9 protein-coding genes, 1 tRNA gene and 1 pseudogene are annotated in these 13,461 nt (G+C 59.3%); 2 read left to right on the forward strand and 9 right to left on the reverse strand.

The window, feature by feature from the left end; translation table 11 throughout:
* Positions 1 to 17 precede the first annotated feature (17 nt).
* The 9 genes from G485_RS0111000 to G485_RS0111040 form a co-directional block, all read right to left on the reverse strand.
* Positions 18 to 1,502 (reverse strand): ABC transporter substrate-binding protein, encoded by a 1,485-nt coding sequence (locus G485_RS0111000; protein ID WP_027092601.1) that lies wholly within the window; start codon positions 1,500 to 1,502, stop codon positions 18 to 20.
* Between the two features lie 173 nt (positions 1,503 to 1,675).
* The gene (locus G485_RS0111005) at positions 1,676 to 3,211 is read right to left on the reverse strand and encodes a response regulator transcription factor (protein WP_027092602.1); all 1,536 of its coding nucleotides are present in this window, start codon (positions 3,209 to 3,211) and stop codon (positions 1,676 to 1,678) included.
* Positions 3,204 to 5,027: a sensor histidine kinase gene (locus G485_RS0111010; RefSeq protein ID WP_027092603.1), complete on the reverse strand. Its 1,824-nt coding sequence runs from the start codon at positions 5,025 to 5,027 to the stop codon at positions 3,204 to 3,206. Before G485_RS0111010 ends, G485_RS0111005 begins: the two co-directional genes overlap by 8 nt.
* A gap of 160 nt (positions 5,028 to 5,187) precedes the next feature.
* The gene (eno, locus tag G485_RS0111015; protein WP_027092604.1) at positions 5,188 to 6,480 is read right to left on the reverse strand and encodes a phosphopyruvate hydratase; all 1,293 of its coding nucleotides are present in this window, start codon (positions 6,478 to 6,480) and stop codon (positions 5,188 to 5,190) included.
* Between the two features lie 143 nt (positions 6,481 to 6,623).
* The gene (gene gpmI / locus G485_RS0111020) at positions 6,624 to 8,159 is read right to left on the reverse strand and encodes a 2,3-bisphosphoglycerate-independent phosphoglycerate mutase (protein ID WP_027092605.1); all 1,536 of its coding nucleotides are present in this window, start codon (positions 8,157 to 8,159) and stop codon (positions 6,624 to 6,626) included.
* Position 8,160: 1 nt separating this feature from the next.
* Positions 8,161 to 8,916 carry a triose-phosphate isomerase gene (tpiA, locus tag G485_RS0111025; RefSeq protein ID WP_027092606.1) on the reverse strand — a complete coding sequence of 252 codons (756 nt, stop codon included), beginning with the start codon at positions 8,914 to 8,916 and terminating at the stop codon, positions 8,161 to 8,163.
* Between the two features lie 18 nt (positions 8,917 to 8,934).
* Positions 8,935 to 10,116 (reverse strand): phosphoglycerate kinase, encoded by a 1,182-nt coding sequence (locus G485_RS0111030; RefSeq protein ID WP_027092607.1) that lies wholly within the window; start codon positions 10,114 to 10,116, stop codon positions 8,935 to 8,937.
* A gap of 99 nt (positions 10,117 to 10,215) precedes the next feature.
* A complete protein-coding gene (gene gap, locus G485_RS0111035; protein WP_027092608.1) occupies positions 10,216 to 11,223 on the reverse strand; it encodes a type I glyceraldehyde-3-phosphate dehydrogenase in 1,008 nt (335 codons plus the stop codon).
* A gap of 131 nt (positions 11,224 to 11,354) precedes the next feature.
* Positions 11,355 to 12,377 carry a sugar-binding transcriptional regulator gene (locus G485_RS0111040; protein WP_027092609.1) on the reverse strand — a complete coding sequence of 341 codons (1,023 nt, stop codon included), beginning with the start codon at positions 12,375 to 12,377 and terminating at the stop codon, positions 11,355 to 11,357.
* A 227-nt stretch (positions 12,378 to 12,604) separates the two neighbouring features.
* On the opposite strand from G485_RS0111040, the gene G485_RS0111045 reads away from it, so the two are divergent.
* Positions 12,605 to 12,679 (forward strand) — tRNA-Arg (locus G485_RS0111045).
* Between the two features lie 147 nt (positions 12,680 to 12,826).
* Positions 12,827 to 13,414: pseudogene (gene clpP, locus G485_RS0111050) on the forward strand (ATP-dependent Clp endopeptidase proteolytic subunit ClpP); the annotation flags it as partial.
* Positions 13,415 to 13,461 lie beyond the last annotated feature (47 nt).

Raw genomic sequence — 13,461 nt, forward strand, 5'->3', positions numbered from 1 at the left:
CGTCTTCCGTCCGTCCTTTATTTCTTGTTGGCGGCCACCCAAGCATCAAGCTGGGATTGGGCCTCCGCGATCACTTTGTCCAGACCCGCCTCTTTGAACTGCTTGATCGCCTTCGGCAAATACGTGTCCGGATCGACCGTACCGGTCATCAGCGACGACCAGAACTGCTCCTTGACGTTCTGCACGGCGGCCATCTCCGACGCGACCTTCGTGCTGTCGAAGTTGAAGCCGAGAATCGGGGACGGAATGCCGGAAGCGTTGAACTTCTTGAATTGCTCCCACTTGTCGTCCGGATCGTTCTCGTTGAGATACAGAATCATGTTGTTCCCCAGCGAATACGAAGGCATGTCATAGTTCTTCGATTCCGGCAAGTTCTTCATGCGATTGTCGCCGATCTTCTCATAATGCGTACCCTCGATGCCGGAGTCGACCATGTTGCGAAGCACCGGATCGGTGTTGAGCAGATTCAGGAACTCCATCGCCTTCTCCGGATGCTCGGAGTTGGCCGAGATCGCCATGATCGAGCCTTGGACCGACGTGTTCGTGATGATCGGATCGCTGGCCGGTGTCGAGACGACCGGATAGCCATAGCTGGCGGACCAGAGGTTGTCGGCCAGCGGCTGGGTTTGCGCCATATCGAGCAGCCATTTGCCCGCTCTCTCCAGGTCGGTTGTAGAACCTGTCGTCGCCGCTTCCGGCGCGATGTAACCGGCGGTGTAGTATTTGTGCATCGTCTTCAGCGCTTGCTTCATCTCGTCCGTCTCGAGAATATCGATGACCTTGTAATCCGTCGAGTCGAGCTTGACGGCGAGCGGCATGTTTGTAATGAGGTAGTCGTACGGCACGTAAGGCACGAAGTCCTTGGTCATGACGAAGGGAGTGATGGTCGGATCGTTCTCCTTAACCGTCTTGAGCAGCGGCTCCAGACTTTCGAGCGAACGAACGCTGGAGGTGTCGAGGTTGTACTTGTCGGCCACGTTCTTATTGAAGCGCCACACCCACTGCTGCGGAAGCTCCTTGTTGGCCGGAATGCCATAGTTGTGGCCGTCGACCTTCGAGCCGCTCAGGAAGCTTGGGTCGATCGCGTTCTTGATTCCCTGGCCGTACTTGTCCAGCAGATCGTCGATTTGGAGGAACGCGCCTTTCCTCGCGTTCTGCACGTAATCGAAGCCGCCGGCCGAAGTAAATATAATGTCCATCGGCTCGCCCGACGACACCAGCACTTGCATCTTCTGCGAGTAATCGCCCCAATCGATCATTTTCATCGTGACCGTGGCGTTGATTTTTTCCTTCGTATATTTGCTTACTTCTTCCATGACTTTGTTCACGTCTTTTTGCGGCGTTCCGATCGTGTACCAGATCAAGTTGACGGGCTTATCGGAATTGTCGCCGGACCCTGCCGCTTCGTTGCTGTTACCGCTTCCGCCGCAGGCGCTCAGAACAAGCGACAACGCCGTAACCGAAGCGAGCGCAAAACCAGCTTTTTTCTTTGCCTTGCTCATCTGTTCAGTACCCTCCCATGAAGTGAATATCTCTATCGGCAAGTTCAACTTTAATTCATGAAAGCATTTTCAAATAGAAGAGAAACTTAAGATATTCTGTCCAAAATAAAGAAAAGAACTGCCCGTCCGGCAGTTCCGATCGTGCTCCCGTTCCCGGCCGGAAGCCGGTTCGTCTACAGCAGCGCTTTGTAATCCGTGGGGGAGATGCCCACATGCTTTTTGAACTGTTTGTAGAAGTAGCCCGTCTCCCAATACCCCACCTTGCGGGAAATCTCCTGCACTTTGAGCGTCGACGTCTTCAGCAGCTCCTTCGCCTTCTCGATCCGGTACTTGTTGACGTACTCGGTGAAGCTCTCGCCCGTCTCCTTCTGGAACAGCTGGCCCAGGTAGACGGGGTGAACGTGGTATTGCGCGCCCAGCGCCTTCAGCGACAGCTCTTCCGCGTAGTTCCGATGGATTTCGGCCAACACTTGGGCGACGACCGGGCTCCGCACGTCGCTCGCGAGCGAATCGACGCAGCGTTCGGCCACCAGCCGGACCGCCTCCGTCAGCGACGCGAAATCGGCGGCCGCGTTCACACGCTCGAATCCGAGCGAGAAGATGTCCCGCTCGTCCGTATGTTTGATCGCCTTCAGCTCTATCTTGAAGCGGATGATCAGCTCCATCGCCAGCTCCTGCATGTAGGACGGGGTGACGCCTTCCCGCCGCCGAAGCCGGTCGAAGTCGCCGAGAATTCGGGCCGACAGCCCTTGCTTGTCCTTCGCCACGAGCAGCTTCGCGTAATCGCCCCAATCGATCGAAAATTCGGACAAGTCGGCCTGCTGGAACGACTCCGTATCGCCGTAATCGATCCATTCCTTCTCGGGATAGACTAAGAAATATTCCTGCGCCTTCTTGGCTTCCTCGTAGCTGTCCGTCAAGCGGGAGCGAAGCGGATAGACCTTGCCGAAGGAGAGCCGCGCCTGCCCGCCTCCGGAGCTTAGGGAGGCGCGCAGCTCCGACAGCTGCCGCGCCAGCTTCGGCTTGTCCTTCTCCGGTACGCGCAGTCCGGCCGCAATGACGATGTCTTCCTCCATGTCCCGGAACGGCACGACCGTCCGGTTCCCCGCGAAAGCGTCCGCCACCCGGGCGAACGCCTTCTCGTAATCTTCGGAATGCGGCGATTCGTATCGAAGCACGGCGGCCAAGCCGTAAGGGGCATGGAGCGAGATGCCCAGCATGCCGGCCCGCTCGTCGAATTCGGCGTCGGAGATGCGGCCGGTAATCCAGCGGTACATCGTATTGTCCTTCATGATCTGAACGTTGTATTCCCGCAGCAGCGGGTCGAAGGGAACGCTGTTCAGCTTCTCGACCGTATTGGCGAGCGTGTCGTTCAGCTCCTTCACGTTGATCGGCTTGAGCAAGTAGTTTTCGATGCCGAGCTGCATGCCTTCCTTCAAGTAATCGAATTCGTTGAATCCGCTCAGGATGATCGCCTTCAGCTCCGGGCGGAATTCGCGGGCGCGCCGGATCAGATGGAGGCCGTTCATCAGCGGCATGGAGATGTCGGTAATGAGAATGTCGACCGGCATTTGCCGAATGCGCCGGAGCGCATCCTCGCCGTTCTCCGCGGTGCCGACGACCTCCAGGCCGAAGGCGGGCCAATCGACGGCATCGAACAGCCCTTCGGTAATGAACGGCTCGTCGTCCACCAGAAACACTTTATGCATCGCTTCCTCCGCCTCCTTCCCCCGTCTCGGCGGGAATCGCAATGGCAAACACCGTGCCGCTCTTGGGTCCGCTCTCGATCGTCAAGCCGTATTCGGCTCCGTACACCAGCTTCAGCCGCTGGTGAACGCTTCGCAAGCCGAACGATCCTTCCTCCGTCTCCGGATCGTTCAGCGACGCCCGAATGCGCTCCAGTTCCTCCGCGTCGATCGTCCTGCCGTTGTTCCAGACGCGGATGCGGATCAGCCCTTCCGCCGCTTCCGCCTCGATCGCGATCCGGTTGTCTGCGCTCTGGGGCTCCAATCCGTGCACGATATAATTTTCGACGAGCGGCTGAATGAGCATCTTCGGGATCGTGACGGACGATATCTCCGGGTCGCAGTCGATCGTATAAGCGAATTTGTCCCTGTAGCGGATTCGGAACAGCTCCAGGTATAGCCGGCACATCTCCAGCTCTTCCGCCAGCCGGCATTCCGCGTTCGTGCGCACCGAATTCCGGAACAGCGCCGCAAGACTGTATATCATCTCCGCAACGTCGTCCGCCCCTCGCGACACCGCCCGCATGCGGATCACTTCCAGCGTGTTGTATAGAAAATGCGGATTGATTCTCGCCTGGAGGGCCGCCAGCTCGGTCTGCTTCATCCGAATCTCCGCCTTGTACTCCCGGTCGATCGTCCGGTTCAGCTCCTCCACCATGTCGTTGAAGCTGCGCGAGATTTGGCCGAGCTCGTCCTCGTGCGGGTCGTCCAGACGGGCGTTCAAATCGCCGCTCTCGACTTTCCTCATGAACCGCACGATTTTGTTCGTCCGTCTGGCGATGCTGACGATGACCAGCGACGGAATGACGACCGCGAACACGATGCAGACGCTGCTGATCAGCACGATCGTCCGTTTCAGTCCCGCGTAAGCCGCAGCCACCTCGCTCTTGGGCAGGATGCCGACGATCGTAAAGCCTGCGGAATTTTGCGCGAGCGTCGAGACGAAGGAAGGCTCCTCCAAATCCGCCGTCTCTTGCAGAGAATCGATTTTGTCGAGATAAGGGTACTTCTGGCCGTAATACCGCCCCGAGGAGTCGAACATGACCTGGCCGTCGGACGTCAGGACGAGCAGCGTTCCTTTCAAGGTCATGTTCCGGGGCAGGGATTGGCGGATCAACTCCGAGTCGAAATAGACGACCAGTTGGCCGATGTTCTTGAGCGTGTTCTTGTCGTTGATCTGGCTTCTCATGGAGTACAGGCGCGTGTCCCACTGCCCGATCGCCTTGCGCACCCAGACGTTCGGGATCGAGGCGCTGGGGCCTTCCGAGGCCATGACGTCCGGGACGTAGGAGCGGGCCGCGTTGACGGAGACCAGCTTCGGAGCGCCGGACGTCTGGTAGACGTACAGGAACTGCATCTCCGAGCTGTAGAGTATAATGTCGCGAATGTCGGAATCGGATCCGAGCTTGTCCCCGAAATACTCGATCGCGTTGGCTCCGCGCGAGCTTCCGTTAGCGTTCTCACCGAGCGTATATTGGATGTATTGCTGGAAGGAATTTTTTAGCAAGTAAGACACATTGTCCGACAGCAAATTATCCGCGTAAATATTCTGAACGACCGACTGCGTCCAGGCGTATTTCTGCTCGAGGTAGCGATTGACGCGATCCATCGCTTCCCGCTGGTCGCTGAGCTCGTTCCGCACGATGGAGGCGGACATGAAGTTGAACAGCAAGTAAGACAACGTAATAATCGTCAAATTGACGATAATCGCGAAGACGAAGATCACTTTGATGAACAGGTTGTTCTGGATGTAGTTGCGATAGATTTTGCCGATCCTCACGATGAACATCCTCTGCGGCGGTTCTTAAATAGGCCCCTCCATTATAGCATGATCGGCTTCGCTCCCGTCTTCATAAAAAGGCAAATCCCCGGAGAACGGCCATTCGGCAGCGTTCCCCGGGGATCGGTGTGAGTTGTATATGGATGTTAAGCGGATTGGCTTATTTGAACTTGCGCAGGTTGTAGAACGCGGACTTGCCGGCGTATTGAGCCGTGGAGCCCAGGCGGTCTTCGATGCGCAGCAGTTGGTTGTACTTGGCGACGCGGTCCGTACGGGACGGTGCGCCCGTCTTGATCTGGCCGGCGTTCGTCGCAACGGCGATGTCGGCGATCGTGCTGTCTTCGGATTCGCCGGAACGGTGGGAGATGACCGCCGTGTAGCCGGCGCGCTTCGCCATCTCAATCGCGTCGAACGTCTCCGTCAAGGAGCCGATTTGGTTGACTTTGACGAGGATGGAGTTGCCCACGCCCTTCTCGATACCGGTAGCCAGGCGCTCGGTGTTCGTGACGAACAGGTCGTCGCCGACGAGCTGCACGCGGCCGCCCAGACGTTCGGTCAGCAGCTTCCAGCCTTCCCAGTCGTCTTCGGAGCAGCCGTCTTCGATCGTGATCAGCGGGTACTTGTTCACCCAGCCCTCAAGAAGATCGACGAACTCGTCGGAAGTGAAGGACTTGCCTTCGCCTTCAAGATGATACTTGCCGTCCTTGTAGAACTCGGTGGAAGCGACGTCCATGCCCAGGAACACGTCGACGCCCGGTTTGTAGCCGGCTTTCTCGATCGCTTCGATAATCGTGCTCAGTGCTTCTTCGTTGGAGCCGAAGTTCGGAGCGAAGCCGCCTTCGTCGCCTACGGCTGTGCTCAGGCCTTTGGATTTGAGGACGGATTTGAGCGCGTGGAAAATTTCAGCGCCCGTACGCAGCGCTTCCTTAAAGGAAGGCGCGCCGACAGGCAGGATCATGAACTCTTGCACGTCGACGTTGTTGTCGGCGTGAGCGCCGCCGTTGACGATGTTCATCATCGGAACCGGCAGCGTCTTGGCGTTGAAGCCGCCCAGGTAGGCGGACAGCGGAATGTTCAGCGCGTCGGCCGCGGCGCGGGCGACGGCGATGGAGACGGCGAGGATGGCGTTGGCGCCCAGCTTCCCTTTGTTCGGCGTGCCGTCCAGCTCGATCATCTTGCGGTCGATCGCGACTTGATCCAGCGCGTCGTAGCCGATGATTTCCGGAGCGATGATGGAATTGACGTTCTCGACGGCTTTTTGCACGCCTTTGCCGAGGTAACGGTCTTTGTCGCCGTCGCGAAGCTCAACGGCTTCGTAAGCGCCGGTGGAAGCGCCGGACGGTACGATGGCGGAGCCGAAGCCGCCGGATTCGAGGGTAACTTCTACTTCTACGGTCGGGTTGCCGCGGGAGTCCAATACTTCGCGAGCGTAAACGTCGGAAATGATCGTCATAAGTAAACACTCCTTCATTGAGATTTGAGTGGCGCCGTTTAGGCGGCGTATGTTTAACCAGGCTTACAATTTATACGGTGAAAAGAGCCGTAAGGAGCACCCCGGGTGTGCTGTAACCCGACATTTGCGGCTTACAGCGCACTTTACTGGATCAGCGATGCGCCGGTCATTTCCTTCGGCTGCGGCAACTCCATCAGCTTCAGCAGCGTGGGCGCCACATCCGCAAGGATGCCGCCTTCGCGCAGCGTCACGCCGGGCTTCGTCACGATGCACGGCACCGGATTCGTCGTATGCGCCGTGTACGGACGGCCCTGGTCGTCGATGACCATGTCCGCGTTGCCGTGGTCGGCGATGATGACGGCGACGCCGCCCTTCGCCAGAACCGCTTCGACGACTTTGCCGAGGCATTCGTCGGTCGCCTCGACCGCCTTGATCGTCGGCTCCAGCATGCCGGAGTGGCCGACCATGTCCGGATTGGCGAAGTTCAGGATGATGGCGTCGTGCTTCTCCGCCTCGATCTCCTTCACCGCCGCGTCCGCAACTTCGTAGGCGCTCATCTCCGGCTTCAGGTCGTAGGTCGCGACCTTCGGCGAATTAATGAGAATGCGCGTCTCGCCCGGCAGCTGCACGTCGCGGCCGCCGCTGAAGAAGAAGGTGACATGCGGATACTTCTCCGTCTCGGCGATGCGAAGCTGCTTCTTGCCTTGCTGCACGAGCACTTCGCCGAACGTGTTGTCGAGCTCCTTCGGCTTGTAGGCGACGTAGCCGCCGACGGATTCGGCGAACAGCGTCAGGCACACGAAGTACAGGTTCTTCGGGAACTTGTCGCCGCGGTCGAAGCCGCGGAAGTCTTCGTTCGTGAACACCTGCGACAGTTGGATCGCGCGGTCCGGGCGGAAGTTGAAGAACACGACCGAGTCTTCCGCTTCCACGAGGCCGACCGGCTTGCCGTCCTCGCCCACGATGACCGTCGGCATGACGAACTCGTCCATGACCGACTTCTCGTACGATTCCTTCACGGCCTTGATCGGGTCCGTGTAGGCCGGTCCTTCGCCGTACACCATCGCGCGGTATGACTTCTCGACGCGGTCCCACCGCTTGTCGCGGTCCATCGCGTAGTAACGGCCTTGAACCGTCGCGATGCGGCCGACGCCGAGTTCCTTGATTTTCGCTTCAAGCTGCTCCAGGTACCCGACCGCGCTGTCCGGCGCGACGTCGCGTCCGTCCAGGAACGCGTGAACGCAAACGTCGGACAACCCTTCTCTCTTCGCCAGTTCCAGCAAGGCGAAGCAGTGGGCGATATGGCTGTGCACGCCGCCGTCGGAGAGCAGCCCGTACAGATGGAGCTTCTTGCCGTTCTGCTTGGCGTGGCGGACCGCGCCGAGCAGCGTCTCGTTCTGGAAGAAGTCCCCTTCGCGAATCGACTTGGTGATGCGCGTCAAATCCTGATAGACGATGCGTCCCGCGCCGATGTTCAGATGGCCTACTTCGGAGTTGCCCATCTGTCCTTCCGGCAAGCCGACCGCTTCCCCTTGCGCCGTCAATTGCGTATGGGGATAGGTCGACCAGTAGCGGTCGAAATTCGGCTTCTTCGCTTGGGCCACGGCGTTGCCGTGCGTCTCCACGCGAAGGCCGAAGCCGTCCAGAATAATCAGCGCGACCGGTTTCGGTGCCGCCATCTTACTTCGCCCCCTCGACCAGCGCCACGTAGGAAGCCGGCTCCAGGCTCGCGCCGCCTACGAGGGCGCCGTCAATGTCGGATTGCCCCAGGTATTCGGCCACGTTGTTCGGCTTCACGCTGCCGCCGTATTGAATGCGGATTTTCGCCGCCACTTCGGCGCCGTACAGGCCGTCGACGACGCTGCGGATATAAGCGATCGCTTCGTTCGCGTCCGTCGCCGTCGAAGATTTGCCGGTTCCGATCGCCCAGATCGGCTCGTACGCGATGACGACTTGCGCCGCTTGCTCGGCCGTCAGGCCCGCGAGCGCCGCTTCCGTCTGCACGCGGTTCACTTCGTTCGTCTTGCCGGCTTCGCGCTCTTCGAGCTTCTCGCCGACGCAGAGAATCGGAACGAGCCCGTGCTTGAACGCCGCATGCAGCTTCTTATTGACCGTCTCGTCCGTCTCGTTGAAATATTGGCGGCGCTCGGAATGCCCGACGATGACGTAGTCGACGCCGAGATCCTTCAGCATGACGCCGCTAATCTCGCCCGTGAACGCGCCGCTGTCTTCGAAGTGAAGGTTTTGCGCACCGATCTTGAGCGACGTGCCCTTCACGGCTTCCGTGAGCGCCGGAAGCGCGGTGAACGGCGCGCAGATGACGCTCTCGACGCCCGCGACTTCCGCCTTACCCTTCACTTCGTTCACGAAAGCGACCGCTTCGGAGACGGTTTTGAACATTTTCCAGTTGCCTGCGATAATCGGAGTTCTGCTCATCGGTTCAACCCTCGCTTCTCACTTGTCGTTCAGCGCCACGACGCCGGGAAGAGCCTTGCCTTCCATGAACTCGAGCGAGGCGCCGCCGCCGGTGGAGATGTGGTCCATCTTGTCGGCGAGATGGAACTTCTCGGCCGCCGCCGCGGAATCGCCGCCGCCGATCACCGTGTAGGCCGAAGTCTCGGCGCAAGCTTGCGCCACCGCGCGGGTGCCGTGCGAGAACGGCTCGATCTCGAACACGCCCATCGGTCCGTTCCAGACGACGAGCTTGGAGTTCTTGATGACGTCGGCGTAGATCTCGCGGGTTTTCGGCCCGATGTCGATGCCTTCCCAATCGGCCGGAATGCCGTCGACCGGAACGATCTTCGTGTTCGCCGTCGCGCTGAAATCGTCGGAGACGACGACGTCCACCGGCAGGTAGAAGTTCTTGCCGAGCTTCTTCGCCTTCTCGATGAACTCGAGCGTCAGGTCGAGCTTGGAGTTGTCGCACAGCGACTTGCCGATCTCGTAGCCTTGCGCTTTGAAGAACGTATAGGAGAGGCCGCCCCCGATAATGATATTGTCGGCGATCTCAATCATTTTGTTGATGACGTCGATCTTGTCCTTGACCTTGGAGCCGCCGACGATCGCCGTGAACGGACGCTCCGGATTGTTCAGAGCTTTGCCCAGGACGTCCAGCTCTTTCTCCATCAGCAGGCCGGAGACGGCCGGCAGGAAGTGGGCGATGCCTTCGGTGGACGCATGCGCGCGGTGAGCGGCGCCGAACGCGTCGTTGACGAAGATGTCCGCCAGAGCGGCGAAAGCCTTGGCCAGCTCCGGATCGTTCTTCTCTTCCCCTTCATAGAAGCGCACGTTCTCCAGCAGCAGCACATCGCCTTCGTTCAAAGCGGCTACCTTCGCTTGCACCGCTTCGCCGACCGCCTCGTCGGCCTTGGCGACCGGCTTGCCGAGCAGCTCGGACAGGCGCGCCGCCACCGGCGTCAGACGCATTTCTTCGACGACTTGTCCTTTCGGACGTCCCAGATGGCTTGCCAGAATGATCTTGGCGCCGCGCTCGATCAAATAGCGAATCGTCGGCAGCGTCTCGCGAATCCGGGTATCGTCCGTGATCGCTCCGTTCTCCAGCGGCACGTTGAAGTCTACGCGAACGAACACCTTCTTGCCTTTTACGTCGATATCGCGAATGCTCTTCTTGTTCATGGTCAGCTCTCCTCCTGCGCAGGATCTTCGGTTACAAACAGCCTTAAAGAGGAGCGCATAGACTCCTCTTCATAAGCCGCTTGCCAATATGATCGAATCTTAGAGGCCTTTGCTTGCGATGTACGCAGCCAGGTCTACGACGCGGTTGGAGTAGCCCCATTCGTTGTCGTACCAGGAAACGACTTTAACCATGTTGCCTTCGACGACCATCGTGGACAGCGCGTCGATCGTGGAGGAAGCCGGGTCGCCGTTGTAGTCGCTCGATACGAGCGGCTCTTCGGAGTAGTTCAGGATGCCTTTGAGCGGGCCTTCGGAAGCGGCCTTCAGGGCGGCGTTTACTTCTTCGACCGTTACGTTGACTTTCAGCTCGGCAACGAGGTCCGTTACGGATACGTTCGGGGTCGGAACGCGCATCGACATGCCGTTCAGCTTGCCTTTCAGTTCCGGCAGAACGAGAGCGACAGCCTTCGCGGCGCCCGTCGTGGACGGAATGATGTTCTCTGCGGCAGCGCGGGCGCGGCGCAGGTCTTTGTGCGGCAGGTCAAGCACTTGCTGGTCGTTCGTGTAGGAGTGAACGGTCGTCATCATGCCTTTGACGATGCCGAACTTTTCGTGCAGAACCTTCGCGAAAGGAGCGAGGCAGTTCGTCGTACAGGAAGCGTTGGAGATGACGGTATGAGCGGCCGGATCGTATTTCTCGTGGTTGACGCCCATAACGATGGTGATGTCTTCGTTCGTCGCCGGCGCGGAGATGATGACTTTCTTGGCGCCGCCTTTGAGGTGAAGCTCGGCTTTCTCCTTCGCGGTGAAAATACCGGTGGATTCGACGACGATTTCGGCGCCGACGGAAGCCCAGGGCAGGTTGCCCGGATCGCGTTCCGCGAATACTTTGATCGTCTTGCCGTTGACGACAAGAGCGCCTTCGCCCACTTCGACCGTCGCGTTCAGGCGGCCGTGGGTGGTGTCATACTTAAGCAAATGAGCGAGCGTGTTTACGTCGGTAAGGTCATTGATCGCAACGACTTCTACATTCGGGTTGTTCAGGGAAGCGCGGAATACATTGCGTCCGATCCGTCCGAAACCGTTAATGCCGATTTTAACACTCATTGATGGTTCCTCCTTGAAAAGCTATTTTGTATTTTGATCTATAACAGGCGCAATAATGCGCCCAGACCACGATTTTCCATGCCGCCGTCCGGCCTGCTCCCGTGCCGGACGGGCGCCTGCGGCCTGGCCGCCTAGGCGTGGCGCAGCGCTTCCTCGGCCGCGGCTTCGTCCGTCACGAGCACGTCGTCGTGTCCGAACCGCATGACCGCCGCGATGGCCTCGCCCTTGCTCTTGCCGCCGGCCAGCCCGATGACCGTCTCCGCCGCCTCGATGTCTTCCAGCCGCAAACCCGCGGTGGCCATCCGGTGGACGACGCAGCCGTTGCGGTCGAAGTAGTAGCCGAACGCTTCCGCCAGGGCTCCGTCCTTGAGCAGCTCCCGGATCGTGTCCTGATCCAGCTTCCGGCGGCGCGCCATCGTGGCGGCGTCTCCGATGCCGTGCACGACGATGCGGGCGGACCGGATCATGTCGACGACTTCCCGGACGTTCGGCTCCTGCATGATCGTCTGGTATGCTTCTTCGCTCAGGTGGTCCGGCACGTGAAGCATCCGGTACCGGGCGCCCGTGCGCTTGGCCAGCTCCGAAGCGATCGTGTTCGCTTGGTATTCCACGCTCTCGCCGAGTCCTCCCCTGGCAGGCACGAACCAGTTGTCAGCCAGCGGGGCGCTCACCTTGAAGTGGGCGGCCATCCGGGCCATCGTCGTGCCGCCCATGACGGCGACGATGTCGCCCGGCGACAGCGACTGGCTGAGCACGCGGCTGCCGGCCCGGCCGAGCTCCCGCTTGACGTCGTCCGACACGTCCGAGTCGCCGGCCACGATGACGACCTTCCGCAGGCCGAACTTCGAGCGGACGGCCTCTTCGAGCTCGGACAAGCCGAACAGCTCCTTGACGAGCGGCTCCATCTCTTCGAGCAGCCGCTTGCCGGATTCGCTAAGCGTCATTCCGGCCGTTCCCGCTTCCAGCAGCCCCTGCTCCCGGAGCAGATCGAGCTCGGCCCGAAGCGTCCGTTCCGTCAGGTCCAGGCTGGCGGCAAGACTCCGTCTTCCCATCGTTCCCGACACCAGAATGCGGTGAAGAATCTTGTAGCGCTTCTCCATCACCTGGAGCAGATCGGGAATCAGCTTCTTCTGAATATGAAGGATGCTCCGCAAACTTATAGGCCCCCCTAATGCCGGTTGGCCTCGGCACGATTGCGGGCGAATGGGCTGGACGCGAAATGTCCCGCTGCATTCATTTAAGTCCCACACCCTCATTCTAATGGAATTCGACACTTCGCGCAAGGGACGCCTTCAAATAATTGCCCATTTTTCATTTGGATTTCAACTTGCTTTTTGCTCCGCTATCCCCTATAATAACTTTTGCTGTCGATTTAAAACGTGCGCCCGTGGTCCAACGGATATGACGCAGGCCTCCGGAGCCTGAGATTGGGGTTCGATTCCCTACGGGCGCGCCAATTCATCGCAAGACGCCAACGAATAGCATTTAGTGAAAGCGGCCGTAGCATACGGGCGTTTTTTATTTTGCACCCTTTGGTTTGACTTTCTTTGACTTTTGATGCCCGATCCATTAGAATGAAGAAACCAACCATCCAAAGGAGGGTCAACGCATGAGTTTCGTCCCTATGGTCATCGAACAGAACAACAGGGGAGAACGGGCTTACGACATCTACTCCCGTCTCCTGAAGGATCGCATTATCTTCCTCGGGACCGGCATCAACGACGTCGTCGCCAACTCGATCATCGCGCAAATGCTGTTCCTAGCCGCGGATGATCCGGAGAAGGACATCAGCCTGTACATCAACTCCCCCGGCGGATCGATCACGGCCGGCATGGCGATTTACGACACGATGCAATTCATCAAGCCGGACGTCTCCACCATTTGCGTCGGCATGGCCGCCTCCATGGGCGCTTTCCTGCTCGCGGCAGGCGCTAAGGGCAAGCGCTACGCGCTGCCGAACAGCGAAGTGATGATTCACCAGCCGCTCGGCGGAGCGGAAGGACAAGCCAGCGACATCGAGATTCGCGCCCGGCGCATCCTGAAGCTTCGCGACAAGTTGAACGGCATTCTGTCGGAGCGCACCGGCCAGCCGCTGGAGAAAATCGAGAAGGATACCGACCGCGACAACTTCATGGATGCCGAAGAAGCGAAAGCTTACGGACTCGTGGACAAAGTGATCGAGAAGCTGTAACGACGGCCCTCTCGATTCTGACAGGCTCCCGCAAGCGGCTCGTCCGC

Source organism: Cohnella thermotolerans DSM 17683 (genome assembly GCF_000429825.1).
Taxonomy (GTDB): domain Bacteria; phylum Bacillota; class Bacilli; order Paenibacillales; family Paenibacillaceae; genus Cohnella; species Cohnella thermotolerans.